The sequence below is a fragment of the Nocardia huaxiensis genome (assembly GCF_013744875.1).
Classification (GTDB): domain Bacteria; phylum Actinomycetota; class Actinomycetes; order Mycobacteriales; family Mycobacteriaceae; genus Nocardia; species Nocardia huaxiensis.
Map to the genome: position 1 here is coordinate 6,937,807 of NZ_CP059399.1, position 24,755 is coordinate 6,962,561.

At 68.0% G+C, this 24,755-nt stretch carries 25 protein-coding genes; 12 read left to right on the forward strand and 13 right to left on the reverse strand.

The window, feature by feature from the left end:
- Positions 1–12: 12 nt before the first annotated feature.
- Positions 13–423, reverse strand: a complete 411-nt coding sequence (locus tag H0264_RS31545) for a hypothetical protein (protein WP_181580926.1) — start codon at positions 421–423, stop codon at positions 13–15.
- Between the two features lie 93 nt (positions 424–516).
- The gene (locus H0264_RS31550; RefSeq protein WP_181585966.1) at positions 517–1,278 is read right to left on the reverse strand and encodes an SDR family NAD(P)-dependent oxidoreductase; all 762 of its coding nucleotides are present in this window, start codon (positions 1,276–1,278) and stop codon (positions 517–519) included.
- 160 nt (positions 1,279–1,438) lie between these two features.
- On the opposite strand from H0264_RS31550, the gene H0264_RS31555 reads away from it, so the two are divergent.
- From H0264_RS31555 to H0264_RS31585, 7 genes are all read left to right on the forward strand, one after another.
- Positions 1,439–3,013 (forward strand): DUF4139 domain-containing protein, encoded by a 1,575-nt coding sequence (locus tag H0264_RS31555; RefSeq protein ID WP_181580927.1) that lies wholly within the window; start codon positions 1,439–1,441, stop codon positions 3,011–3,013.
- A 369-nt stretch (positions 3,014–3,382) separates the two neighbouring features.
- Positions 3,383–4,273 (forward strand): immunity 49 family protein, encoded by an 891-nt coding sequence (locus H0264_RS31560; RefSeq protein WP_181580928.1) that lies wholly within the window; start codon positions 3,383–3,385, stop codon positions 4,271–4,273.
- Positions 4,274–4,430: 157 nt separating this feature from the next.
- Entirely contained in the window at positions 4,431–4,979 is a 549-nt protein-coding gene (locus tag H0264_RS31565; RefSeq protein WP_220139874.1) for a ferredoxin, read from the forward strand.
- A gap of 213 nt (positions 4,980–5,192) precedes the next feature.
- Positions 5,193–5,594 carry a hypothetical protein gene (locus H0264_RS31570; RefSeq protein ID WP_220139875.1) on the forward strand — a complete coding sequence of 134 codons (402 nt, stop codon included), beginning with the start codon at positions 5,193–5,195 and terminating at the stop codon, positions 5,592–5,594.
- 364 nt (positions 5,595–5,958) lie between these two features.
- Positions 5,959–6,285 carry a hypothetical protein gene (locus tag H0264_RS31575; RefSeq protein ID WP_181580929.1) on the forward strand — a complete coding sequence of 109 codons (327 nt, stop codon included), beginning with the start codon at positions 5,959–5,961 and terminating at the stop codon, positions 6,283–6,285.
- Between the two features lie 123 nt (positions 6,286–6,408).
- Positions 6,409–6,702: a hypothetical protein gene (locus tag H0264_RS31580; RefSeq protein ID WP_181580930.1), complete on the forward strand. Its 294-nt coding sequence runs from the start codon at positions 6,409–6,411 to the stop codon at positions 6,700–6,702.
- A gap of 197 nt (positions 6,703–6,899) precedes the next feature.
- The gene (locus tag H0264_RS31585) at positions 6,900–7,577 is read left to right on the forward strand and encodes a hypothetical protein (RefSeq protein ID WP_181580931.1); all 678 of its coding nucleotides are present in this window, start codon (positions 6,900–6,902) and stop codon (positions 7,575–7,577) included.
- Between the two features lie 103 nt (positions 7,578–7,680).
- Here the strand turns inward: H0264_RS31585 and H0264_RS31590 are convergent, their stop codons facing one another.
- From H0264_RS31590 to rimP, 7 genes are all read right to left on the reverse strand, one after another.
- Positions 7,681–8,673, reverse strand: coding sequence for a DHH family phosphoesterase (locus H0264_RS31590; RefSeq protein WP_231084669.1), 993 nt, complete (start codon positions 8,671–8,673; stop codon positions 7,681–7,683).
- Positions 8,674–8,706: 33 nt separating this feature from the next.
- Positions 8,707–9,156 carry a 30S ribosome-binding factor RbfA gene (gene rbfA, locus H0264_RS31595; RefSeq protein WP_181580932.1) on the reverse strand — a complete coding sequence of 150 codons (450 nt, stop codon included), beginning with the start codon at positions 9,154–9,156 and terminating at the stop codon, positions 8,707–8,709.
- Positions 9,157–9,180: 24 nt separating this feature from the next.
- Positions 9,181–9,471 (reverse strand): DUF503 domain-containing protein, encoded by a 291-nt coding sequence (locus H0264_RS31600; RefSeq protein ID WP_181585970.1) that lies wholly within the window; start codon positions 9,469–9,471, stop codon positions 9,181–9,183.
- Between the two features lie 142 nt (positions 9,472–9,613).
- Positions 9,614–12,724, reverse strand: a complete 3,111-nt coding sequence (gene infB, locus H0264_RS31605) for a translation initiation factor IF-2 (RefSeq protein WP_181580933.1) — start codon at positions 12,722–12,724, stop codon at positions 9,614–9,616.
- A gap of 111 nt (positions 12,725–12,835) precedes the next feature.
- Positions 12,836–13,192, reverse strand: a complete 357-nt coding sequence (locus H0264_RS31610; protein WP_181580934.1) for a YlxR family protein — start codon at positions 13,190–13,192, stop codon at positions 12,836–12,838.
- 131 nt (positions 13,193–13,323) lie between these two features.
- A complete protein-coding gene (gene nusA, locus H0264_RS31615) occupies positions 13,324–14,352 on the reverse strand; it encodes a transcription termination factor NusA (RefSeq protein WP_181580935.1) in 1,029 nt (342 codons plus the stop codon).
- A complete protein-coding gene (gene rimP / locus H0264_RS31620) occupies positions 14,349–14,981 on the reverse strand; it encodes a ribosome maturation factor RimP (protein WP_181580936.1) in 633 nt (210 codons plus the stop codon). Before rimP ends, nusA begins: the two co-directional genes overlap by 4 nt.
- Positions 14,982–15,384: 403 nt before the next feature.
- Between rimP and H0264_RS31625 the strand changes: the two genes are divergently transcribed.
- From H0264_RS31625 to H0264_RS31635, 3 genes are all read left to right on the forward strand, one after another.
- Positions 15,385–15,903, forward strand: coding sequence for a hypothetical protein (locus H0264_RS31625; protein WP_244976008.1), 519 nt, complete (start codon positions 15,385–15,387; stop codon positions 15,901–15,903).
- Entirely contained in the window at positions 15,900–16,334 is a 435-nt protein-coding gene (locus tag H0264_RS31630; protein WP_181580937.1) for a ferritin-like domain-containing protein, read from the forward strand. The genes H0264_RS31625 and H0264_RS31630 overlap by 4 nt, the downstream gene beginning before the upstream one ends.
- A 152-nt stretch (positions 16,335–16,486) precedes the next feature.
- Positions 16,487–17,932 (forward strand): three-helix bundle dimerization domain-containing protein, encoded by a 1,446-nt coding sequence (locus H0264_RS31635; RefSeq protein ID WP_181580938.1) that lies wholly within the window; start codon positions 16,487–16,489, stop codon positions 17,930–17,932.
- Positions 17,933–17,942: 10 nt separating this feature from the next.
- On the opposite strand, the gene H0264_RS31640 is transcribed toward H0264_RS31635, so the two are convergent.
- Positions 17,943–19,529 (reverse strand): MFS transporter, encoded by a 1,587-nt coding sequence (locus H0264_RS31640; protein ID WP_220139876.1) that lies wholly within the window; start codon positions 19,527–19,529, stop codon positions 17,943–17,945.
- Between the two features lie 91 nt (positions 19,530–19,620).
- Here H0264_RS31640 and H0264_RS31645 point away from each other — a divergent pair, with 91 nt between their 5' ends.
- Together H0264_RS31645 and H0264_RS31650 are read left to right on the forward strand one after the other, a co-directional pair.
- Positions 19,621–20,052: a MarR family winged helix-turn-helix transcriptional regulator gene (locus H0264_RS31645; RefSeq protein ID WP_220139877.1), complete on the forward strand. Its 432-nt coding sequence runs from the start codon at positions 19,621–19,623 to the stop codon at positions 20,050–20,052.
- Between the two features lie 75 nt (positions 20,053–20,127).
- Positions 20,128–20,775, forward strand: coding sequence for a Uma2 family endonuclease (locus H0264_RS31650; protein WP_244976010.1), 648 nt, complete (start codon positions 20,128–20,130; stop codon positions 20,773–20,775).
- 81 nt (positions 20,776–20,856) lie between these two features.
- Here H0264_RS31650 and H0264_RS31655 read toward each other — a convergent pair whose 3' ends face one another.
- From H0264_RS31655 to H0264_RS31665, 3 genes are all read right to left on the reverse strand, one after another.
- Complete coding sequence (locus H0264_RS31655) at positions 20,857–22,614, reverse strand: proline--tRNA ligase (RefSeq protein WP_181580939.1); 1,758 nt, start codon at positions 22,612–22,614, stop codon at positions 20,857–20,859.
- 77 nt (positions 22,615–22,691) lie between these two features.
- Entirely contained in the window at positions 22,692–23,336 is a 645-nt protein-coding gene (locus H0264_RS31660) for a response regulator (RefSeq protein WP_181580940.1), read from the reverse strand.
- A complete protein-coding gene (locus H0264_RS31665) occupies positions 23,333–24,676 on the reverse strand; it encodes a sensor histidine kinase (RefSeq protein ID WP_420832002.1) in 1,344 nt (447 codons plus the stop codon). Before H0264_RS31665 ends, H0264_RS31660 begins: the two co-directional genes overlap by 4 nt.
- Positions 24,677–24,755: the final 79 nt, after the last annotated feature.

Below are 24,755 nucleotides of genomic sequence, written 5' to 3' on the forward strand. Positions count from 1 at the left end.
GGGCTCGGGCCGTCAGGTGAGCAAGCCCTTCGCGATATTGGTGTCGCGGCGGAAGCGGCGGCGGCCGTGGGCTTCCTCGGTGGGCTCGGACTCGGTGACGGGTCCGCGCAACCGTTCCTTTTCCCGGCGCGTCAGCTCGTCGAGCAGTTGCAATTGCGAGGCTGCCCGCAGCGGCTCGCTGGCGGCGGCGCGCAGGGCCTCGTCTTGATTGATCAGGCCGGCGGCGACCAGGCCGTCCACCGGGTTCACGCCGTAGGCGCGCGCGAAGTCGATGACGGTCTCGGCGACCGGCGGGTCACTCTCGCGCAAGTGGCGTCCCACCCGGTTGTTGCCGATGCCCATGCGCGCGGCGATGGCGCGCTCGCTGTCACCACCGGCCACCCGGTCGCGCCATGCCAGGAATCGTTCCATCCGCTCACTCACACTCGAAAGTGTTCCAGATGCGGGACAGAATGGTGCACCCGGCGCGGCGGGCGGGTGCGGCGAATCCGGCCGCCGGGCAGGTGCGCCGCAGGCTCAGCGAGCGGCCATGCGGATCGCGCCGTCGAGGCGGATCACCTCGCCGTTCAACATCGGATTGGCGACGATGTGCGCGACCAGCGCCGCGAATTCGGCCGGATCGCCGAGCCGCTGCGGGTGCGGGACCTGCTGTTCCAGCGACTCCCGCGCCTGCGGCGGCAGGGCGGCCAGCAGCGGGGTGTCGAACATGCCCGGCGCGATCGTGACCACGCGGATCAGGTGCTCGGCGAGATCCCGCGCCAGCGGCAAGGTCATGCCGGCGATGGCGGCCTTCGACGCGGAGTAGGCGGCCTGGCCGATCTGCCCGTCGAACGCGGCCACCGACGCGGTGTTCACGATGACCCCGCGCTCCCCGTCCACCGCCTCGGCGCGCGCCATCCGCTGCGCACCCAGCCGCAGCACATTGAACGAGCCGATCAGATTCACGTCCACCACGACCTGGAAGGCGTGCAGCGGAACCACATTCTCCCCGTGCAGGATTCGCCCCGGCAGCCCGATGCCCGCGCAGTTCACCACCGCGCGCAGCGCGCCCAGCGACTCCGCCACGTCGAACGCGGCCGCGACCTCGTCCTCCTCAGTCACATCGGCCGACGCGAATACCGCGTCCGGCCCCAGTTCGGCCGCCACCTCGGCCCCGTCGGAATCCGCGAGATCCAGCAGCACCACCTTGGCGCCGTCGGCGAGCAGCCGCCGGGCCGTGGCGAGTCCGAGCCCCGAGGCGGCTCCGGTGACGAGGGCGACGTGGTCGCGAATCAGCATGCCCTCCATGTCAGCAAGATCCGGCGGGGCCGACAACGTGCACTCCGACAAAGGCGGGCGGGCACTTTCACAAATCGCCGGGGCACGACACCCCGGAGCGGGACCGGCGAACACCGGAACTCACGAGCCCGAACGGCCGACTCGAGGCAGGCTGGATCGCATGATCCCTCTCGACACGTCCATCACCGCGGTCACCGTCTACCCGGAACGGGCGCGGGTGACCCGATCCGGCTCGGCCGCCATTCCGGCGGGAGAGCATCGGATTCGCGTCGCGCCACTGCCTTTCGGGCTGGTGCGCGATTCGGTGCGGGTCGCCGGGCACGGCGAGCTGACGGTGCTGGGCGTCGACGTCGTCACCGAACGCCAGGAGCGCGCACACGACGCGCAGGTCGGCGAGCTCGAGGCGCGCAGCCGCGAATTGGACGCCGCCCTGGCCGAACTCGCCGACGCCGACCGGGCCGCCGAAGCGCGCATCGGCTTCCTGGAACGGCTCGCGCGACGCTCGGCCGAGGCCCTGGCCAAGGCCGACGAGGAGCGGGTGACGACCTTCACCACGAGCCTGGACGCCCAGTACGCGAGCGTCCACAGCGCCCGGCGGGAACGAGATCGATTGCGGCAGGACCACATTCGTGAACAGGAGGCCATCGCGCGACGGCTGGCCGACCTGCGCGGCAAAACCCACACCGACGTGCTGGCCGTGATCATCACCGTCGAAGCCGCCGCCGCGGCCGACGCCAACCTGGAGCTCTCCTACATGGTGCCCGGCGCGAGCTGGCACAGCAGCTACGACCTGCGCCTCACCGACGACGCGCTGGCGCTGCGCTGGTTCGGCCTGGTCCGCCAGCACACCGGCGAGGACTGGCCCGAATGCCGGCTGCAACTGTCCACCGCCCGCCCGGCACAGGGCCTCGAGGTGCCGGAGCTGGCCCCGTGGTTCGTGAGCGCCGAAGCGCCGCGACCGAAGGCCCGCTACGGGGCGATGCGCAGCGCCGCCATGGATGCCGGAGCCGCCGCCGAGAACACCTTCGGCATGCCCGCCCCCGCGCCGGCGGCCATGGCCCGGCCCGCCGCACCGCCGCCGCCGGTCCGCGAGGCGGTCGCCACCGCCGAGCACGGCATCACCGCGGCCACCTACACCCCGCAGCACACCGTCGCGGTCCCCTCCGACGGCACCGCACATCGCACCGTCATCACCGCCCTCGACCTCGAGGTCGGCCTCGACCATGTGACGGCGCCGGTGCGCTCGCTCGAGGCCGTGCTGCGCGCCACCGCCCGCAACAACTCCGACCACACCCTGCCCGCCGGCCGCGCCTCGCTGTTCCACGAGGCCGAATTCGTCGGCGCCACCGACCTCGACATCTGGGCCCCCGGCGAGGAACGCGAACTGGCCCTCGGCGTCGACGACCGCATCCGCGTGGAACGAGAACTGGTGCGCCGCAACGCCTCCAAGGCCACCCTCGGCTCCGCCCGCCGCACCGAACTGGAATACCGGATCACCGTCAGCAACCACGGCAAACGCCCCGCCGACGTGACCATCCTGGACCGCCTGCCCGTCTCCCGCGACGCCGCCATCACCGTCAAGGAAACAGCAGCCAAACCGGAACCAGCCGACCGCGACGAAATGGGCATCCTCACCTGGAAGGCCACCCTCGACCCGCAGGCCCAGACCGTCATCACCTTCGGCTACCGCGTCGAAGCCGCCAAGGGCATCACCATCCACGGCCTGCACGACTAACCCACACCACTCTCCGCATCCCCCGAAGAAGGGCTGTTCGTACCGGCACCCCCGGCACGAACAGCCCCACCCCATTCAAGGCCCCGGACAGCCACCACCGGTATCCGATTCCGGCCACGCCATGAACACTTGCCGTCATTCCGCGCCGTCGAGAGCCGTTGGTATCAGCCACAACTGACGCCACTGTCTGGCGTTTCCCGGCGCCTCGACACGTCTGCTGAACGCCCTATTCTGCTGATTGAGCGTCTGGTCGATGCGGACGAGTGCGTGCTCATACGATGTCCAGATGTGTGATCAGCTTTCTCGCGGTTCGGGAATTCGGTGCCCAAGATCCCTGAACGACGTCACAGCAGTCAGGGGAAAGCGTTCGTGACCATCGAAATTGCGCGTTATGGCAGGATCTGTCTCGACGATCTGCCGCGTGCCGACGATCTCGACGCGATGGGCCGGATATACGTGGCATCACTCGAGAAGTCTCCCGAACTGATCGGGGCGGCATTCGAGGTGTCCCTCGAACATCTGTGGGCGCGATGCTGGATCGATGAGGACGTGCGCCAACCCGAGACCTGGCTCGCAATGGTGAGGGCCGTGCAGACCGGATATGCGTTGTTCGAGATGACGAACGGCCGAGCTGACATAGTGCGGTGCCGGATCGATGGCGAAATACGAACTATGGCAGCGATCGGACCGCATCCCGCTGCGAGCGTCGGCAATTGGGTGACCGCGTTCTATCTGGCGGTCGTCTGCCGAGAGTGGGGGAAGGTCTCCCGTCTGTGTGCGATCCCCCTGGACGATCTACGTGTGCCCGGTGCGGAGACAGATGAGTTCATGTACGTGTGGGCCGATGCCCTCCAATACTTTTGGACAGCGAGTCAAGGGCCACCAACCGGAGCGTCACCGGGGGTCGAACTCGTCGAGCGGCTCGGCGCGGCGTTAACCGCGTCCTATCCGCATGCCGCGCCCCACACGCCACCGGAGGTGCTGCACTTCATCCTGGCCCCGGCCGTATTGCTGTTGCACAAACTTCTATTCAAGGACGACGTGGCTTTCCATGAAGACCTGGCCGAATCCCTGGAACTGCATCAGCTGTACTGGCGATCGAACCCGCAGAGCTTTCACCTCGCGCGCAGTTCGATCGCGCTTCCAATCCTGGCCATTGCCTGCATCGCTCAGGAGGAGAGCGTCACGATAGACATCACGTCGGGCTACCTGCCGAAGCATCTTCTGGCTGGCAGCTGGGTCGACGAATTCGAGCTCTGAAATCCGTTGGGCGGCCGACGAACGCGCGCCTCTGTCGCCTACAAGCCTGTTCAGACCGGTCACGCCGCAGTCGGCCGTATGCACCAATCCGCAGTGCGTGATGTCCGAAGCCTGGCACTCATCGCCTGTGTGCCGCGCTATAGGGAATGCTGATGTCGTGAGTGAACTACCGCGACGCTGGGATCCGATGACTTCGGTTCGGCGCGATCTCAACAATTCCACCTACCACGGTGACAAGTGGGAGGACCGGCATTGGATGAACGTGCCGGGTCCCTTCTACACGGCGCAGACCGATACCTGTTGGACCGGAAGGGTTCACGCGCCACGCAACGTGCTCTACGGCGGTGAGTACTACAACGAGTTCGTCTATCGCCAGCCGACGTCGCCGGCCGAGGTCGAATGCCTGCTGCAGGCAGCGGACGCCGACCCGCTCGACGGCTACGCCTGCGATGGGGACTCGCGCTGGACTCCCGCAGCCGTTCGTGCGTGGTGGAGCAGTCGCGACAAGGTTGCCGAGCACCTTGCGCAATTGCTTGCCCATTACACGAGAGAGGGTGCTGACTTTCTGGAAGGCGAAGCAGCAGAAGGCGTCCGGGACTTCCTCGCTTATCTGGCCACCGACCTCGAAAACGATCTGCGGGAGTATGTGTTCAGGTTGGAGAACGATCGATACCCGACTGCCGACAACGCGCTGCCGAACCTGTAACAAGACCCTTCCCAACATCCGCTCCTACCGCATGGCGCGCTGACCGAACCGGCCAGCGCGGACCGGGCGAAAGTCAACGGGCCGAGCCGATCTGGCTCCGACCGACGCACCCTCATGCCGAGTTTGGTGCGTTGTGTCGGGACTAGATGGCATGGACGAGCCACACACCCACGGCTTCCGTTGGCGTGATGAACTGACGGAATGGAAAAGCCCATGGACCTCGATACTCACTTCGCCCGGCGAGCACGCGAGATCGAGCCGAAGCCGATGGACCCGAACAACCTCACCGAACGCGAATACCTCCGGCAGTTCGCGGCGCGCCCAGGCATATTCATCGGCTTTACGAGTTTCCGTGGCGTGACGTGCTTCCTCGATGGTTACGACTACGCTGCGCGCAGGTCGGGTGGTCCAGGACTGGGCGGCTTTCGCGACTGGCTTCTTGCCAATCACCTTCGTCGCCAAAGCAGTTTCGGCTGGTCTGGTTTGATCAAGCAGATCGCGCTGCCCGACTGGGACTTCGTCACTGATCTCAGCCCCGAGCAGGAAATCCATATCCTCGAAGTGCTGTTCGACCTGCTCGATCGATTCCTTGCAGAACGTGAAACCGTCAGCTGAGTATCCGCTTCTGCCGCTTCCCGCGCTGAGCGAAGCAGCCGCACGATCGGCCTCGAAGATCGCTGGGGCCGACCGTATTTGATGTTCCAGCCGCTGCAACAGATCGAGAAGGTGCACCGCAGCCTTGTCGGCGGGGCGGGTTAGGATAGGCGGCGCCCGCTCGGGTTCCAGCCCGCAGTGTCTGCCTTGGGCGGCCTGGGGCAAAGGGGGGGGTGGCTGGACGGTCCCTCTGGTACGCCTCAGGGAGCGGAGTAGACGCCCGATCCCACCCCCCTCCCCCTCCCGCGAACATCCTGTACTGCCGCGATAAGGCTGTTCGAACTGAACGAGCCACGTTGAGTGTGATCGGAGGCATGCCCGTTTCGTGGACCTTCGCTGGCTGTCCGAAATAGTCTCGGGCCGGGAGGTGGTCAAGGTGATCGGTCACAAACGAGATGTCGTCGCCTCTGAGGTGCAGGAGATTCTGAACTACTTCGGCAAGTGCCCAATCTGTGGGCATCCGGCGCGGGCGTGGCACATCACCGCGAGGTTCGACGACAGTCAAATCGAGAGCCAAGATGTCGCGGAGTGCGGCGGTTGGTGCGGCTGGAAGGGCCCGGTCCGGCCGGTCGCGATGACCGCCGGCGCATTGGTGCTAACCAAGGAGCGCAAGGAAATTGGAGCGGCGCCCCTGGGTCTTCCTTCGGCCTGAAGGTCGAACATCCTGCATTGCCGCTGGGCGGTCTGATCGACCAGCCGGGCGGCGCACCCCAAAGATCAACGGGCCGAGATCATCTCAGCGTCGGAGACGCACCGAATTGCCGATGCCAGCGCTGTGGAGACCTCCACCCCGTGTTTTATCGTCACCAGGGATCTAGCGCACAAAATCGAGCAAATAGGGCTCGGTGGTGCACATTTCGACGATGTCAGCGTTTCGATGTCACCCCAGGCGGAGGAGATGATCGGTACTGCACTACCGGAGTGGAGATGGATGAAGCTGACGGGGCGAGCCGGTGAATCCGATTTCGGCCTCGACGACGAACTCTACCTAGTGATTTCGGACCGGGCGCTCGATCTACTCCAGGAGGCTGGCATCCGAAACGCCAAGGTAGCCGAGTTGCGACCGTAGCCACCGCTCTCTTTCTCGGGTGCTTTGGCGAACATCCGCTACTGCCTGCGGGCTCAGACGGTCATGCGTAGTCAGCGCCGCCTCTCGGAAGGTCAACGGCTAGGGGCTGTTTCGAAGTCAACTGCCCCACTGCGCGAAGCCCGGGCAAGCATCTGGCCGCCGCTGGCTACGGGTGCCGAAGGGCCTAGGCTGCGGGGGTGTCCGAGCACTTGATCGAGGACCTCGTCGCCGATACTGTCCTGCTCCTCGACGCCCACGCGCCCGCCGGTGATCCGCGTCCTCGCGACTGGTTCGCCGCGCTCTACCACTTCCAGGACGGGTTCGACTGTTCCTTCACCCGCTTCCGGGTGATGGACGCGCTGCTGGGCCGCCGCCACACCTACCGGTTCGACCTGGATCGACACCCCGACCACGCCGAGCGCCCCGCCTACTTCGCAGGGCTGAGGGAGTTCACCGCGCTCCGCGGGCCCGGCGGCTCCCCCGAGGACGACGGCGCCTGGCTGGAGGACGGCTATGTCGACCCGCCGCACCTCTACTGCGACGCCGGGTCGGCGCTGTGGCGGCGGATGGCGGCCGAGCTCGAACCGGCCGACCGGGTTCCGCCCGCGCGGGTCTCGCCTCTCGACGTGCTGCGCGTCGTGGCCGTCGCCGCCGTCGAGCGCGGCGACCTGCCGCTGCTCGCCGACTGGTACAACCTCGGGCCGAGGCTGCTCGGCGTCCTCGACCCGGAGGGCGACGTGCGGGCCGAGGAGGTCCGCGAGACTGTCCGGCGGACCGGCGCGCTGGAGACCGTCGAGCCGCACGGCTACCGGCCGCCGGACGACCTCATCGCCGACGACCCCGTCGACGCGTGGTGGTGGCACCTCACCCCCTGAACCCGCAGGCGCGCGGGCGCGATCTTGGATCGGTGGAGTGGGGCCGGTCGACGGGTCGGAGCGGGACCTCACGGGGGACGATCCGGAGCCGCCGCCCGGTCGCTCAGCGGCCCAGTTCGGATTTGAGTGCGACGATCAGCTCGTCCGGAGTGCCGGTCGCGGAATAGCCTGCGGCATAACGGTGTCCGCCGCCGCCGAGGGCCATGGCCACCCGGGCCACGTCGACCCCGGGTGTGCCGTCGGCGCCGTCGTGGGAGCGCAGGGACACGGTCCACTGGCCGGATTCGATGCGGGATTCCTTGAATACCGCTGTCACCTGTGCCTCCGCGGTGGTGCGCACGATATCCACCACGCTCTCGACCTCTTCGGAGCGGACGCCGTCCATATCGGTGCGGCGCACGAACACGTGCACCAGCCCCGCTCCTGCGGCCGCGTCGCGATCCAGCTGTGCGGTGGCCAGCACCCGTGAGAGCATGGGCAGCCAGCCGAAGGGGTGGGTGTCCATGAGCGTGCGAGTGATTGCGGCGCCGTCGATTCCGGTGGCCAGCAGGCGTTCGGCCAGGGCGTGCGAGCCGGGTCGCGCCCACTTGAACGAGCCGGTGTCGGTGACCAGCCCGGCGTAAAGACAGTGCGCCACACCGCGATCGATGGATTCGCCCCAGGCGTCGAGCACTCGCGCCACCAAACCCGCTGTGGATTCGGCGGTTTCGTCGATCACGTTGACCATGCCGAAGCGGGTGTTGGAGCGGTGATGGTCGAGCACGAGGCTCGTGCGGGCGCCGTCGAGCCGGTCGCGCAGTGCGCCGAGGCGTCCGGCGCTGCCGCAGTCCACGGCCACCAGCACATCCACCTCACGCGGCACTTCGCTTGCCGGCACCAGGAATTCGGTGCCGGGTAGCGAGCGCATGGAGACCGGGAGTTCGGCCGGTTCGGCGAAGGACACCCGCACGGGCACCCCGCGCCGATGCAGCACCTGTGCCAGCGCCAGGCCGCTGCCGATGGTGTCGGCGTCGGGCTGCACATGGCACAGCACCGTCACCGACCGGGCCTTGTCGAGCACCGCCACCGCCGCGCCCAGATCGACCGGTTCTGTCACCGGTACGCTCCTCCCGGGTCCGGAGACCTCAGGTCAGTCTTCGCCGTCCTCGTCGGATTCGGCCTTGTACGGGTCGGCGTCACCGGCATAGGTGGCGTTCACCGCGACCTGGGCGACCCGCTCGTCGACAGCGCGAGCCCGCGCAAGCAGCTCCTCCATCTGGCGGGCGGCATCGGGCACGGTGTCGAGCACGAACGCCAGGGTGGGGGTGAACTTCACCCCGGTGCCCGCGCCGACCTTGGACCGCAGAATGCCGGTGGCCTTCTTGAGTCCGGCCGCCGCTTCGGCGTAATCGGGTTCGGCGTCGAGGGTTTCACCCAGGACGGTGTAGTAGATGGTCGCTTCTCGCAGATCACCGGTCACCTTGGCATCGGTGATCGTGATGAACTTCAGCCGCGGATCCTTGATCTCGTATTCGATCGCGGTAGCCACGATCGAGGAGATCCGCTTGGCGAGTCGGCGTGCCCTGGCTTGATCCACCACGGGTCTGCCCTCCTCACATAATCGTCAGTCTTCGGGTCCGAAGACGCGGCGGCGTACCGCCAGCAACTGTAACTCCGGACGTGCCGCCACGCTGCGTTCGCAACGGTCCAGCACCTCTGTCAGATGCGCCATACCGGCGCTGACCATGGCCACGCCCAGCAAGGTACGCCGATATCGATCGTGGTCTCCAGCCTCGACGGCACTGACACCGAACTTCTGCAATTCGGCCAGCACCGGGCGGATGACGGAACGCTTCTCCTTCAGCGAATGCACATCGCCGAGAAGTATGTCGAACTCCAGCGCTCCGACAAACATCTTTTCGCTCATATGAACGCGCCCCGGGAAATGCGCGTGCGTTACCCGGAAAGGGATGGGTCACACGGACTTTCACCGATCCCGGAGGACCGGCGCCGGGTCCGATCCGAAGACCGGACCCGGCAGTCCGTGCGGGTGACGCCTAGTCGCGCGGCTTCTCCCGCATCTCGTAGGCCTCGATGATGTCGCCTTCCTTGATGTCGTTGAAGGTGACCGTCAGACCGCATTCGTAGCCTTCACGAACCTCGGTGACGTCGTCCTTCTCGCGACGCAGCGACGCGATGGTCATGGTCTCGGCGACCACGACATTGTCGCGCAGCAGGCGAGCCTTGGCATTGCGCTTGACCGAACCCGACAGCACCATGCAGCCGGCGATATTGCCGAACTTGGAGGAGCGGAAGATCTGGCGGATTTCCGCCCGACCCAGCTCGACCTCTTCGTAGATCGGCTTGAGCAGACCCTTGAGGGCCTTCTCGATCTCGTCGATGGCCTGGTAGATGACCGAGTAGTACCGGATGTCGACGCCCTCGCGGTTCGCCAGCTCGGTCGCCTTGCCCTCGGCACGGACGTTGAAGCCGATGATGATCGCGTTGGAGGCCGACGCCAGGTTGACGTTGGTCTCGGTGACGCCACCGACACCGCGGTCGATGACGCGCAGGCGCACCTCGTCGCCCACATCGATGCCCAGCAGGGCCTCTTCGAGGGCTTCGACCGTACCGGAGTTGTCGCCCTTGAGGATCAGGTTCAGCTCCGAGGTCTCCTTCAGAGCGGCATCCAGATCTTCCAGGGAGATCCGCTTGCGGCTGCGCGCGGCCAGGGCGTTGCGCTTGCGAGCGTTGCGGCGGTCGGCGATCTGACGGGCGATGCGGTCTTCCTCGACCACGAGCAGGTTGTCGCCTGCACCCGGCACCGAGGTGAAACCGATGACCTGGACGGGCCGCGACGGCAGGGCCGCCTCGACGTCGTCACCGTGCTCGTCGACCATGCGGCGCACGCGACCGTAGGCGTCGCCCGCCACGATCGAGTCACCGACGCGCAGCGTGCCGCGCTGGATGAGCACGGTCGCCACCGGGCCACGACCGCGGTCGAGGTGGGCTTCGATGGCCACACCCTGCGCGTCCATGTTCGGGTTCGCCCGCAGGTCGAGCGCCGCGTCGGCGGTCAGCACGACCGCCTCGAGCAGCGACTCGATGTTCGTGCCCTGCTTGGCGGAGATGTCGACGAACATGGTCTCGCCGCCGTACTCCTCGGCGACCAGACCGTATTCGGTCAGCTGCTGGCGAATCTTCTGCGGATTCGCGCCTTCCTTATCGATCTTGTTGACCGCCACCACGATCGGCACATCCGCGGCCTGCGCGTGGTTGATGGCCTCCACCGTCTGCGGCATGACGCCGTCGTCGGCCGCGACCACGAGGATCGCGATATCGGTGGCCTTCGCACCACGGGCACGCATGGCGGTGAACGCCTCGTGACCGGGGGTGTCGATGAAGGTGATGGTGCGCTCGTCGCCGTTGACCTCGGCCTCGACCTGGTAGGCGCCGATGTGCTGGGTGATGCCGCCGGCCTCGCCCTCACGGACGTTGGCCTTACGAATCGTGTCCAGCAGTCGGGTCTTACCGTGGTCGACGTGACCCATGACGGTCACGACCGGCGGACGGACCTGCAGGTCTTCCTCGTCGCCGTCGTCCTCGCCGTAGGTGAGGTCGAAGTTGGCGAGCAGCTCGCGGTCCTCGTCCTCCGGGGAGACCACGTGCACGACGTAGTTCATCTCCGAACCCAGCAGCTCGAGGGTCTCCTCGTTCACCGACTGGGTCGCGGTGACCATCTCACCGAGGTTGAACAGCGCCTGCACCAGCGAGGCCGGGTTGGCGCCGATCTTCTCGGCGAAATCGGACAGCGAGGCGCCGCGGGCGAGACGGATGATCTCGCCGTTGCCGCGCGGCAGCCGCACGCCACCGGCGATCGGAGCCTGCATCGACTCGTACTCGGCGCGCTTCGCCCGCTTCGACTTACGACCCTTGCGGGGCGCGCCACCCGGACGTCCGAAGGCACCCGCGGCACCGCCGCGACCGCCACCCGAACCGGGACGGCCACCGCCGCCACCGCCACCGGGACGACCGCGGAAACCACCCGCGGCGCCGCCACCGGCACCGGCACCCGCACCGGCGCCCGGAGCGCCGCCACCGCCACCGCGGTAGGGACCGCCGCCACCGGCACCGGCCGGACGACCGGCACCACCGGGACGCGGACCCTGACCCGGACGCGGACCACCCTGGCCCGGACCCGGACGCGCGGCACGCGAGGGCATGGCACCCGGATTCGGGCGCGGAGGCATCGAGCCGGGGCTCGGACGCGGACCACCGGGACGCGGGCCACCCTGACCCTGGCCGCCGCCGGGACGCGGACCGCCCTGACCGGCACCCGGACGCGGGCCACCCTGACCGGCGCCCGGACGGGGACCGCCCTGGCCGGGCGCGGGGCGCGGACCGCCCTGACCCGGACCCGGACGCGGGCCACCCTGGGCCGGACCGGGACGCGGGCCCGGAGCCGGACGCGGCGCGGGACGCGGCTCGGGAGCCGAGCTGAACGGATTGTTGCCGACGCGCGGCGTCTTCGGACCCGGCTTCGGGCCGGCCGGACGCGGTGCGGCGGACGGGGACTGAGCGCCTGCCTGCGGCTGCGCCGGACGCTGGCCCTGCTGGCCGCCCGGCTGACCCGGACGCGGGCCGGGCGCACCCGGACGCTGACCGGACGGCGCGGGCGCCGACGGGGCCGGAGCAGCGGAAGCCGCTGCGGCAGCAGGGGTTTCGGCCGGACGCGGCGCGGCGGGCTTGGCGGCCGGACCCGGCTTCACACCGGGGGTCGGACGCGCGGCCGGAGCCTCGGCGCGGGCGGCGGGAGCCACGGACTCGGCGGCCGGAGTGGCCGGCTTGGGGGCCGGAGCGGCCGGAGTCGGGGCGGACGGACGGGGGCCGGGGGTACCCGGGCGGGGGCCCGAGGTAGCGCCGGGGGCCGGCTTGGCGGCCGGACGGGGGGCATCGCCGGGACCGGGCTTGGTCGCGGACTTGCTGGTGCCGTTCGCGGGGGCACTCTTCGATGCGAACGACTCACGCAGGCGGCGTGCGACGGGAGCTTCCACCGTCGAGGACGCCGACTTCACGAACTCGCCCTGCTCCTTGAGCCTTGCGAGTAGTTCCTTGCTCGTGACACCGAGTTCTTTCGCCAACTCGTGCACGCGGGCCTTGCCTGCCACTGCTCTCCTCACTGATGAGGTCGAGCGTGGCATCCCTTCTGCACGGAAGGGTGACCCGCACGACCTCGACTAATTTCGATGGCCGATCATCGCTTGGACTTCACGGTGTGCTCATGAGTGCTCGTGCCTGTTCTCTACGTCATGCTCCAGGGCTGAGATATCCAGATTTCCGGACACTCGTAGTGCTCTGCCGAATGCTCGGCGCCGAACTGCTTGGCTCAGACAAGCCGAAGAGGGGTGCAACCAAGCACCCCGTCCGGGAAGTCTGCGCCGCGGATCGGGAACTACCGCAAGACCCTGCTCACTACTCGCAGAACCCTGCACCACGACCCGCATCAGATCGGCAGCCAACGCTCGCTTCCGGCAACCGATGCACGTTCGCACTGGTGTGGAGCCTTCTTTCACCTGTGCGGCGCGCGCTGAAACCGGTGACTCGCGCTGAGCCTGCGTCCACTGTACCGCTGTCATGTCCCGATCTCCGCATCCGTCCCCTTGGGAAGTTACCAACATGTCATCCGAAGGGTCTGTTTCATTGCCGATCTTGTTCGATCGCCGCTGTTCGGCAGAGCCGCCGGCGGGAGCGGAGTTCGCCGCGAAAATCAGCCGCGGTGGGCCTCCGAACGCACCGAACCTGCGACATCAGGCGCGGCGTCACTGCGAATATCGATGCGCCAGCCCGTCAGACGGGCCGCCAGGCGGGCGTTCTGGCCCTCCTTGCCGATGGCCAGCGACAGCTGGAAGTCCGGCACCACGACCCGCGCGGCACGCGCGTCCGGGTCCACGATGGTGACGGAGACAACTTTCGACGGGCTCAACGCATTCCCGACAAAAGCGGCCGGATCGTCGGCGTAGTCGATGATGTCGATCTTCTCGCCGGCCAGTTCGCTCATCACATTGCGCACGCGCTGACCCATCGGGCCGATGCACGCGCCCTTGGCGTTGACGCCCTGCACCGTCGAGCGCACGGCGATCTTGGAACGGTGCCCGGCCTCACGGGCCACGGCCACGATCTCGACCGAGCCGTCGGCGATCTCGGGAACCTCGAGCGCGAACAGCCGCCGCACCAGGTTCGGGTGCGTGCGCGAGAGGGTGATCTGCGGGCCGCGCGGGCCGCGCGAGACGCCGACCACGTAGCACTTGATGCGATCGCCGTGCTCGTAGGTCTCCCCCGGCACCTGCTCGGCGGGCGGGATGACGCCCTCCGCGCCGTGCGCCTCGGAGCCGATGCGGACCACGATGGTGCCGCGGGCGTTCATGCGGGCATCGCGCTGCACCACACCGCCGACGATGTCGCCCTCGTGGGTGGCGAAGTCGCCGAAGGACTTCTCGTTCTCGGCGTCACGCAGCCGCTGCAGCACGACCTGCCGCGCGGTGGTGGCGGCGATGCGGCCGAAACCCTCGGGGGTGTCGTCCCATTCGGAGATCAGGTTGCCGTCGGCGTCGACCTCGCGGGCCATGACGCGCACGACACCGGTCTTCTGGTTGATGTCGATACGGGCGTTGGGCTGGTGGCCCTCGGTGTGGCGATAGGCGGTGAGCAGGGCCGACTCGATCGCGGAGATCACGGTCTCCATCGAGATTCCCTTATCGGCGACTATCGCGCGCAGGGCTTCGATTTCGATGTTCATTCCACGATCCCTTCGGTCGATGAAACGGTTGCCGCGGCAGCGTCTTCGGTTGTGTCTTCGGGTTCCTCCTGGGCACCGGGCCGGGGACGGCCCGCTGCGACTCCCCCTGCGAGTTCGAGTTCGGCGGCGCCGGGCGGACTGAATTCCACCTGGACTACCGCGAATTCGATATCGGCGAGCGGCACCGTCACCCGGTGTGGTTTCCGCTTGCCGCCGAGGACCAGCGCCACCGCATCCTCGGTGGTGGCGCCCACGCGGGCCTCGAAGCGTGTTTTGCCTTTTTCGTCCGGAGATTCGACTCCGGGGCGTAGGGTGATCTTCGCCTTGCGGCCCTGTGCGCGCCGCCAGTGACGTAGTTCGGTGAGAGGGCGATCGATGCCGGGTGTGGTGACCTCCAGCAGATACGGGGTCTCACCGAAATCACCGGCCTCGTCGAGGGCCTCGGAGATCTCCGAACTCAATACCGCGACGGCGTCCAGATCGGGGGAACCGTCACTGTCGATCGTCACGAGCACCCGGGCATGCGCGGTACCGGCAGCCGAAATCGCGACGCCTTCGAGGTCGAATCCTCGGCGTTCGACGAGTCCAGCAACTAGCTGGCTCACCCTTTCCTCGGTCGGCATCGGCATGTTGGGCGGCTCCTGGTTCAGTTGTGACGGGTTGAGTTGTCGGTGATCGGTACTGGTCGGGCGCGGTCGGCGGGACCGTTCGTGGCTCTGATGGGACAGAGTCGGCGAAATACCCTGCCGAAGGTCTAGCGTAACGCGCTGAAAGAGTGTAAAGGACCAGCCAACCCTCTCGAGTTCGGCATGGTCGGCACTACCGCCCGTCCGGCGTGTTAGGGGCGACTCGCCCGCACGGGCCCGCATATCGATCGAGATCACAGCCTATCGGACGGCCCTGAGTCGGCGGTCGGGCCGCGACGGCTGGCAGGATGTACGGGTGCCCAGCAGTCTGAGCGGCCTTCGTGCCGGTGTCGCGGTCCCGTCGGACCGAACAGGGTCGGCGACCCTGCTCCCTCCCTCGTCTCCCGTGCAGACCCTCGGCTCCGCCGTGCGGGCCGGTTCGGGCGTGAATCGTCGTGCGGCGCTGCGGCTCGCCGGTGGCGGCGCGCTTGCGGCGGTGACGCTGAGCGCTGCCGCCTGCGCGCAGGAGCCGACGCCGCCTGCGCCGGATCCGCTTCTGGCGCAAGAGGAGTCGGCGCGCACCGATGCGGTGTACGCGACCGCGGCGATTGCCGCGAATCCGGATCGCGCGGGGGCTTTGCAGACCGTGGCCGCGCAGCGCACCGAGCACGCCGAGGCGCTGCGCACCGAAATCGACCGTGCCATCGGCGTTTACGGGGACGGGACCACGCCGAGCTATCGCACGCCGCCGGTCACCCCGGTCGCGCCGACGCAGCCGCCCACGGTGACCGAACTGCGCACCCGGTTGAGCTCGGCCCAGCGATCGGCCGCCGAACTGTGCGTCACGCAATCCGGCTATCGCGCCGGGCTGCTCGGGTCGATCAGCGCCGCCTGCGCCACCCACGCGGGGGTTCTGCTCGGATGACCACAGCCGACACCTCGGCGCTCACCGATGCGTTGAGCGCCGAATACGCCGCTGTCTACGCCTACGGGGTGATCGCGGCCTATGCCAATCCGGATCGGCTGAAAGTCGTGGCGGAATTCACTGCCGCACACCGGGCTCGGCGCGATGCCACCATCGAATTGATGGAATCCCTGGATATTCCGGTGCCGGCGCCGAATGCGGCCTATACCGCGCCGTTCGTGGTGAACGATCCGATTCCGGCCGCGAAGCTCGCGGTCACCGTGGAATCGGATTGTGCCTCCGCGTGGCGGTCTGCGGTGGAACGCGCGGGGAGCGATCAGGTGCGCAAGACCGCGGTGGAGGCGCTCACCGATTCGGCGCTGCGACTGGCGACCTGGCAATCGATCCTGGGGACGAATCCGTCGACGGTAGCGTTCCCCGGCGGCTCCTGACCGAATTCCGGTCGAACTCTTCGATTCGTTCAGCCGGTGCACACCTTTGCGGCACCTGTTGTTTCGAATGCCTCGCTATGCATCGAAGTCGACGCGGTTGACGGCGGCGGTTATTGCGCTGCCGCGCAGCCATTTTCGGGCGAGGCGAGGAGATGCCGGTGGCAGTTGACGTGACCCTGGACGACAGAGCGGCCAGGGAAGAGAAAGCGCTGCGCGAGCTGACGGATCGCCTGGTGGGAACCTACGGCGAGACGCACACCACGGCCCGGGTCGAGGCGGTGCTGTGGGCGGCCCGGCAACGATTCGACGGGCACAAAGTCCGCGATTTCGTGCCCATTCTGGTGGAGCGCATCGCGCGCCGGGAGTTGGAGCCGTCGAAAAGCGGGACGGCGCACGGGGATAAGCACACGACCGCGCCGGTCGAGGCCGGGACAGATTCGAATTCCGGGCGGCATCGAATTCCCGGCGGTATGAACCGGATTACCGGATTCGTGCCGAAAGTCACCGGGGGCAAACGACTGGCATGGGTCGGTGCGGGCGTGATCGCCGCGGTGCTGGCCATTGTGGTGGCGCTGGTTGTCCGGGAGCCGGATTCGAAGCCCGCGGCCGCCACACCGGCGGCGGTGACGACCGTGCGCGGGGTGGTGGGGTCGGAGAAGATGGGGTTCTTCGACGATCCCCGGGTGATCGAGGCGCTCGCCCGCCACGGGGTGAAGGTGGAGGTGGACCCGGCCGGGTCGCGGCAGATCGCCACCACCGTGGATCTGGGTAGGTACGACTTCGCGTTCCCGTCGAGTTCGACGGCGGCCGAGAGTGTGCAGCGCGCCCGCAACACCACCGCCAAGTACACGCCCTTCTCCTCGCCCATGGCGATCGCCACCTACAGGCCGATCGTGGATCTGCTGACCCAGGCGGGAGTCGTGAAGCCGGGCGCCACACCGACTTTCGACATGGAGGCGTATCTGGCGCTGGCCGAGAAGGGCACCCAGTGGGATCAGCTGGAGGGCAACACCACCTATCCGGTGCGCAAGAACATCCTGGTGGCGACCACCGATCCGCGGACGTCGAATTCGGCCGCCATGTATCTGGCGGTGGCCGCCTATGTGGCCAATGACAATACGATCGTGCGCGGCAAGACCGCCGAAGATCATGCGGTGTCGCGGGTTTCGCGGCTGTTCACCCGGCAGGGCTACACCGAGGCGACCACCGATGGGCCGTTCAAGGAGTACCTGTCCGGCGGCATGGGTCCCACCCCGATGGTGTGGATCTACGAGTCCCAATACGTGGATGCCGCGGTCCAGGGGCGGATCAAGCCCGACATGGTGCTGATGTATCCCTCGCCGACCGTGCTGTCGCAGCACACCGTGGTGCCGTTGAACGACACCGGTGATCGGCTCGGCAAGCTGCTGACCACCGATGCCGAACTGCAGCAGCTGGCCGCTGAGCACGGTTTCCGGCCCGCGGATCCGGCGCTGTTCACCGATGTCGCGGCGCAGCACCAGGTTCCGGTGGTGCCCAATCTCCTCGACGTGGTCGATCCGCCGAATTACGACACCCTCGAACATCTGCTCGAGGGTGTCGCGCGGGCGTACAGCTAGGCCGGCCGGTTCAGGCGAGGGCCCGCGCCGGTTCGGCGTCGGTCTCCGCCGGGACCCGCTGCTGCGGAAGTTGTTGCTGCTCGGCGGGTTTGCGGCCGGGCCCCGCGGTGACGGCGAGCACTGCCGCGCCGAGCAGGGCGAACAGCATCACCCACACCGAGCCGACGTGCATGGCATGGACGAAGGCGGCATCGGCGGCGTGCGCCAGGCCGGGCCGGTTGGCGGTGGTCGCCGCATGGCGCGCCAGCTCCGCCGACACCTGAGCCTGCTCGCGCACCGCCGGGGGCAGATCGACCAGGGAGCCGTCGATCGCGCGCCGGTACACGATCGACATGAGCGTGCCGCCGATGGCGATGCCGAGCACGCTGCCGGTCTGGCGCACGGTATTGGTGACGGCGGAACCCGCGCCCGCCCGCTCCAGCGGCAGCGTGCTCATGAGCGCGGCCGTCACCGGGCCGATCACCATGCCGGTGGCGAAACCCTGTACCGCGATGGCGATTTCGATCCAGAGCAGCGGGGTGTCGAGTCCGATGAACACGAAGGCGCCCATGGCCGTGGCCGAGACGGCCAGGGCGGTGGCGCTGACCGGGCGCAGTCCGAAGCGCCGGACCAGTCGCACGCCGAGCGGTCCGCCCACGATCACGCCGAGGGCGGCCGGGGCGGTGGCCAGCCCCGCTTGCAGCGGCGAGAATCCGCGCGTGCCCTGCAGATAGAAGGCGTTGCAGAACCCGGCCGCGGTCATGGCGAGGAACAGCAGCCCCAGTGCCGCATTGCCGCCGCCGAAGATCCGCTGCGCGAGCAGCCGGGGATCGAAACTGGGCTGGGCACTGCGCAATTCGACGAGTATGAACCCGGCGAGCAGGAGCAGCCCGGCGACGATCGGCGCCCAGACCGAGACCGGCGTCCAGGAGGCGACCTGCCCGGCGCGGATCAGCCCGTAGGCCAGTGCGGCCAGGCCGCCCATGGACAGAGTGAGTCCGGGCAGGTCCAGCGGGCGGCGGGCCGGGCTGCGGAAATTCGGTACCAGCCAGGCGATTCCGGCCAGGCCCACGGCCACCACCGGGATATTGACCAGGAAGACCGAACCCCACCAGAAATTGTCGAGCAGCACACCGGCCAGCAGCGGCCCGGCGGCCAGTCCCACCCCGGCCGACGTGGAGAACAGGCCGATCGCGGCGGCCCGAGCCGGACCGGTGAAAGTCCAGGTGAGAATGGCCATGGTGGGCGGCATGATGAGCGCGCTGCCCACGCCCATGACGGCGCGGGCGGCGATCAGCTCCCCCGGGCCGCCCGCGTAGGCGGCCCACACCGAGGCCAGAGCGAAGATCACCAGCCCGCCGACGAGTACGGTCCGATGTCCGAAGCGGTCACCGAGCGCCCCCGCGGTGAACATGAGCGCGGCGGACACTAGCGTGTAAGCCCCTGTGGCCCATTGCAATTGGGACGGCCCCGCCCCCAGTCCGCGCACCGGGTCGGCGAGCGTCTCCAGGGCGGTACCGAGAATCGTGTTGTCGAGCCAGATCAGCAGTGAGGACAGCAGCAGAACGGCGAGAATCATGCGCTGCCGAACACGCGGCAGCGGTGCAGGCGTGGTCATGGGCACCTTCGGATATGATTGACAAGAACCTGACAATCACCACTGTGACGGATTGTCAGGAACCTGTCAATCGCGAGAAAGGCTGTGCCCGTTGAACTCCGAATGGAACGAGACCGGATCACTGACCTTCATGGTCCGCAGCGTGTGGCTGGGCATGCGCGCCGCCATCGGCGAGGAGCTCAAGGAATTCGGCCTGTCCTCCCCCCAGTACGCGACCCTCATGATGACCGCCGCCCAACCCGGCAAATCCGTCTCCGACATCGCCCGCGACGTAGGCAGCACCCGCCAAGCCGCCAACGAAATGCTCGCCGGCCTGGAATCCCAGGGCCTGATCGAACGCCGCCCCCACCCCACCGACAAACGCACCTACCAGCTCTTCGTCACCGACGCAGGCCACAAGCGATATGCCTTGGCGCACAAGGCCGTCAAACGCCGCGAGGACGAACTGGAAGCCAACCTCACCCCCGCGCAGCGCACCGCCATCCGCACCTGGATGGCCGGCATCGCCACCGCCTGCCACTGATGATCCGCAGCCCATCCGCGACTACAGCCGAATCGAATCCCTCCGCAGAATTTTTCCTATTCCCCAGGGGGATCCATGACAGGCGATGGACGACCGGAACTTCCCGAATTCATGACCTGGGAAGAGTTGGAGAAGCTGCCCGACGAGATCGGCGGACAGATCGAACTGTGGGAAGGTCGCGTCGTATGGGTCTGGCGCGGTCCGGCTGAACACCAGGAATGTTCGGCGAATCTGTGGAACGCACTTCGGCGATGCGCCCGTGCGGAAATGTCACGCCGGCCGGCGCCCTGTTGGCGAGCTTCCACGGGGACGAACGTCTTCTTCGGCGCAATCGGCCGATCCGATTTCATGACTCCGGATTTCCTCGTGTACCGATGCCTCGCAGGGGAGTATCAGGACATCCGAGCAGCCGATGCGCTCGTCGCCGGGGAGGTGTTCTCACCTGCCAGTGCCGACCGCGACATCGAAGCCAGAAAGGCGCGCTACGCCGGGGCGGGGATTCCCTGGTACTGGGAGGTCATTCTCGGGCGGAGTCCACTTCGGGTCACGAGTATCCGTGCCTACGGCCTGCGGACCGGCCATTCGCAACTTCCGGACGGTGTAGCACCGTTGCGTCGGGCGAACTACATCGTCGCGGGTGAGTGGCGGCCCGATTCGTCGGCTGGGATCGAGTTCGACCATCCCTTCGCGATACACATTCCTTGGTTGGAGTTGGAGTTCTGAATTCGCCTGGGGCGGAATAGAAGCGAGCCGCGCGATAGCGGGTGTCGCGCGGCTCGAGGTGTATTCGGTTGTGGGAGTGGGTCAGCCGCGGATCTTGGCGAGGACGGACTGGACGGCGGTGTCGGCGGGGAGTTCTTCGCTGGTGCCGGCGAAGCGGTCGCGGAGTTCCACCTTGCCTTCGGCCCAGCCTCGGCCTACGACGAGGACGTAGGGCATGCCGAGGAGTTCGGCGTCTTTGAACTTGACGCCGGGGGAGGCGGTGCGGTCGTCGAGGAGGACCTCGAGGCCCTGGGAATCCAGTTCCGCGGCAACCTGTTCGGCGCCGGAGCGGGCGCCTTCGTCCTTGTTGGCGATGACGACGTGGATGTCGTAGGGGGCGACTTCGGCGGGCCAGCGCAGGCCCTTGTCGTCGTGCATCTGCTCGGCGAGGACCGCGACCATGCGGGAGACGCCGACGCCGTAGGAGCCCATGGTCAGACGCACCGGCTTGCCGTTCTCGCCGAGGACGTCGACCTCGAAGGCGTCGGTGTACTTCTGGCCGAGCTGGAAGATGTGGCCGATTTCGATGCCTCGGGCCGATTCCAGGACGCCGCGGCCGTCGGGCGAGGGGTCGCCGTCGCGGACTTCGGCGGCCTCGATGGTGCCGTCGGGGGTGAAGTCGCGGCCGGCGACCAGGCCGACGTAGTGCTTGCCCTGTTCGTCGGCGCCGGTGATCCAGGCGGTGCCGGTGACCACGCGGGGGTCGACGAGGTAGCGGATGCCGTTGGCCTGCAGGGCCTTCGGGCCGATGTAGCCCTTGACCAGGAAGGGGTTGGCCTTGAAGTCGGCCTCGTCCATCATCTCGACCTCGGCGGGTTCGACGGAGGCGCCGAGACGCTTGTCGTCGACCTCGCGGTCGCCGGGGATGCCGACGGCCAGCAGTTCGGTCTTGCCGTCGGGGTAGCGGAGCTTGACCATCACGTTCTTCAACGTGTCGGCAGCGGTCACCGGGCGGCCGAACTGCTGGTCGATGCCGGCGCCGTTGGCCCAGTCGACGAGGGTCGCGATGGTGGGGGTGTTCGGGGTGTCGTGGATGACCGCGTCGGCCTGACCCTCGAGCGGGATCTCGGCGGGCGCGGCGGTGACGACGGCTTCCACGTTCGCGGCGTAACCGGATTCGCGGCAGATGACGTAGGTGTCCTCGCCGACGGGGCTGTCGGCCAGGAACTCCTCGGACGCCGAACCGCCCATGGCGCCGGAGGTGGCGGCCACGATGACGTACTTGACGCCGAGACGGTCGAAAATGCGCTGGTAGGCCTCGCGGTGCGCGTTGTAGGACTTCTTCAGGCCGTCGTCGTCCAGGTCGAAGGAGTACGAGTCCTTCATGATGAATTCGCGGCCGCGCAGGATGCCGGCGCGGGGGCGGCCTTCGTCGCGGTACTTGGTCTGGATCTGGTACAGGGTGACGGGCAGGTCCTTGTACGAGTTGTATTCGCCCTTCACGGTGAGCGCGAACAGTTCCTCGTGGGTGGGGCCGAGCAGGTAGTCCTGGCCCTTGCGGTCCTTGAGCCGGAACAGGCCGTCGCCGTACTCGGTCCAGCGGTTGGTGGTTTCGTACGGTTCGCGCGGCAGCAGCGCGGGCAGCGAGATCTCCTGAGCGCCGATGGCGTTCATTTCTTCCCGGACGACGTCTTCGACCTTGCGCAGCGTGCGCAGGCCCAGCGGCAGCCACGAGTACACGCCCGGGGCGATGCGGCGCACGTATCCGGCGCGGACCAGCAGCTTGTGGCTGGGCACCTCGGCGTCGGCGGGGTCGTCGCGCAGGGTGCGCAGGAAGAGTTGGGAGAGGCGCGTGATCACGGATGCACAGGGTAGTCGGTGCTCGCGCGATATCCGCAACGCATTACCGGTTCACGGCTCCGGGGCGGGTGCAATGCTCACCCGAGCGGCCGATTCCTGCGGCTGCGGTCACCGTAAACCGCGAGGCGGACGCGATTGTCGGTACCGGTCTTGTCCATCAGGTTCGCGATATGTGACTTGACGGTGCTCAACCCCAGGTGCAGGCGTTCCGCGATCTCCTGATTGCCGAACCCCTCGCCGACCAGATCGAGGATCTCGTCCTCGCGCGGCGTCAGGCCGACGCGGGCGGGCGGCGGCTCGGGAGTGGTGACGGCGCGGTCCACCAGGCGGCGCAGCAGCGACGGCGAGAACAACATGTCGCCGTCGACGGTGCGGCGCATGGCATCCAGCAGATCGGCCGGATCGGTATCCTTGATCAGATATCCGGCCGCGCCCGCCGCGAGCGCCGGATACAGGTGCTCGTCATCGTCGAAGGTGGTGAGCACCAGCACCTTCGATTCGGGCCGGGCGGCGACGATATCCCGCGTCGCGGACGTCCCGTCGAGCCCGGGCATCCGCAAATCCATGAGGATCAGATCCGGCGCGAGCTCGGCGGCCCGGCGCACCGCCTCCACCCCGTCCGCCGCTTCCCCGGCGACGCTGAAGTCGTCGGTGGATTCGAGGAGCATGCGCAGCCCGGCGCGGATCAGCCGCTGATCGTCCACCAGCAGGACAGTGATCATCGCCCACCATCTCCTTCCGCTACCGGAGAACGGGTGGCGGGTGACATCGCCGCACCGTCCGCCTCGTGTCCGGGTGTCGCCGTGGGCAATCGGGCCTCGACGGTCCAGTAGCCGCCGGCCGGACCGACGACGAGCGTGCCATCGGCGAGCGCGACGCGCTCCCGCATGCCCACGAGGCCATGCCCCTCCGCTCCGCCCCGGGCGAGTTCACCGGCACGGGCGGCGCCGTCACCGACGCGCAACTGAGCAAACCGATTGCGCACCAACAGCACAACGGCCGACGCCGGATCGCGTCTCTGATCAGGGGTGGGCTCGGCGTGGGTCACGGATACCGCTGCGGCACCGCGGATATCGGGGGGCGGCGTGTCCGTGGCATTGGTCACCCGGATGCGCACGGGCTCGTCACGGTTGGCGTACTTCATGACATTGGTGAGTGCCTCCTGGACGAGGCGCAGCAGGGTGAGGCGGCCGATCGCATCCAATCCCGTCAGGCTGGAATCGATGTCGGCGTCGACGGTGAATCCCGCCGCGCGCACCCGCTCGATGGCCGCGGCGATCTCGGTGCGGAGCGCGGCCGCGTCGACCAGCGCGGCCTCGCCCAGCTCCGGGTCGCGCAGTGCGGCGAGCAGTCGGCGGATATCGCCGAGGGCGTCGGTGGCGGTGTCGCGCACATCATCGAGCACCGCGCCCACGCGCGGATCGGCGTCGGCCACCACGTGCCGAGCGACCTTGATACGCAACAGAATTGCCGCGATGTGGTGGGCGACCAGATCGTGCAGCTCACGTGCCATGGCACTGCGTTCGGCGACGCGCGCATGCAATTCCGCTGCGTCACGGCGGTTTTCGGCCTCGACGGCACGATCGCGCATGGTCGCGGCGAGCGCTCGCTGCCCGCGCAGATACAGGCCGAGCAGCAGCGGCAGGCCCACATACGTGCCCGCTTGGACCAGCACGGCCGCACGCGGCAATGAGGGGTCGTGGCCGTTCCACTGGCCGAGGACGATGGCCAGCGCCCACCCCGCCGTGGCGACCGCGGTCACCCGCCACCCGCCACCGCGCATCACCACATCCGCGAGAGCCACCGCGCCGAGGTAGGGCACCAGACCGGACAGCCCCCAGGCCGGAGTGTGCAACATCGGCACCGCGAGCGCCGACAGCGCCAGCGAGACCGCCAGCGGCCATCGCTCCCCCAGCACGAACAGCGCCGCGGACGTCATGGCGAGCAGCCAGTAACTCAGCGGCACCCGGTACTGCCCGGGGAAGGTGCTCGCCACCAGCAGCACCGGCACCAGCACCAGCGGCAGATACCGCAGCACCGGGCGCTCGAGGAGATCCTTCACATCAGTCACGGTAGGTGACCGCCCCAGCCGTCCCGGGTTCGGCAAGCTGTCGGCGGGCCATCGAGTGTGTCGGCCGCGG

Excerpts from the sequence above, each read along its gene's own strand:
- H0264_RS31550 (WP_181585966.1), bottom strand. The coding sequence starts at position 1,278 with ATGCTGATTCGCGACCACGTCGCCCTCGTCACCGGAGCCGCCTCGGGG.
- H0264_RS31555 (WP_181580927.1), top strand. The coding sequence starts at position 1,439 with ATGATCCCTCTCGACACGTCCATCACCGCGGTCACCGTCTACCCGGAA.
- H0264_RS31570 (WP_220139875.1), top strand. The coding sequence starts at position 5,193 with ATGGACCTCGATACTCACTTCGCCCGGCGAGCACGCGAGATCGAGCCG.
- H0264_RS31600 (WP_181585970.1), bottom strand. The coding sequence starts at position 9,471 with ATGTTTGTCGGAGCGCTGGAGTTCGACATACTTCTCGGCGATGTGCAT.
- H0264_RS31610 (WP_181580934.1), bottom strand. The coding sequence starts at position 13,192 with ATGACAGCGGTACAGTGGACGCAGGCTCAGCGCGAGTCACCGGTTTCA.
- nusA (WP_181580935.1), bottom strand. The coding sequence starts at position 14,352 with ATGAACATCGAAATCGAAGCCCTGCGCGCGATAGTCGCCGATAAGGGA.
- rimP (WP_181580936.1), bottom strand. The coding sequence starts at position 14,981 with ATGCCGATGCCGACCGAGGAAAGGGTGAGCCAGCTAGTTGCTGGACTC.
- H0264_RS31630 (WP_181580937.1), top strand. The coding sequence starts at position 15,900 with ATGACCACAGCCGACACCTCGGCGCTCACCGATGCGTTGAGCGCCGAA.
- H0264_RS31635 (WP_181580938.1), top strand. The coding sequence starts at position 16,487 with ATGCCGGTGGCAGTTGACGTGACCCTGGACGACAGAGCGGCCAGGGAA.
- H0264_RS31640 (WP_220139876.1), bottom strand. The coding sequence starts at position 19,529 with ATGACCACGCCTGCACCGCTGCCGCGTGTTCGGCAGCGCATGATTCTC.
- H0264_RS31650 (WP_244976010.1), top strand. The coding sequence starts at position 20,128 with ATGACAGGCGATGGACGACCGGAACTTCCCGAATTCATGACCTGGGAA.
- H0264_RS31660 (WP_181580940.1), bottom strand. The coding sequence starts at position 23,336 with ATGATCACTGTCCTGCTGGTGGACGATCAGCGGCTGATCCGCGCCGGG.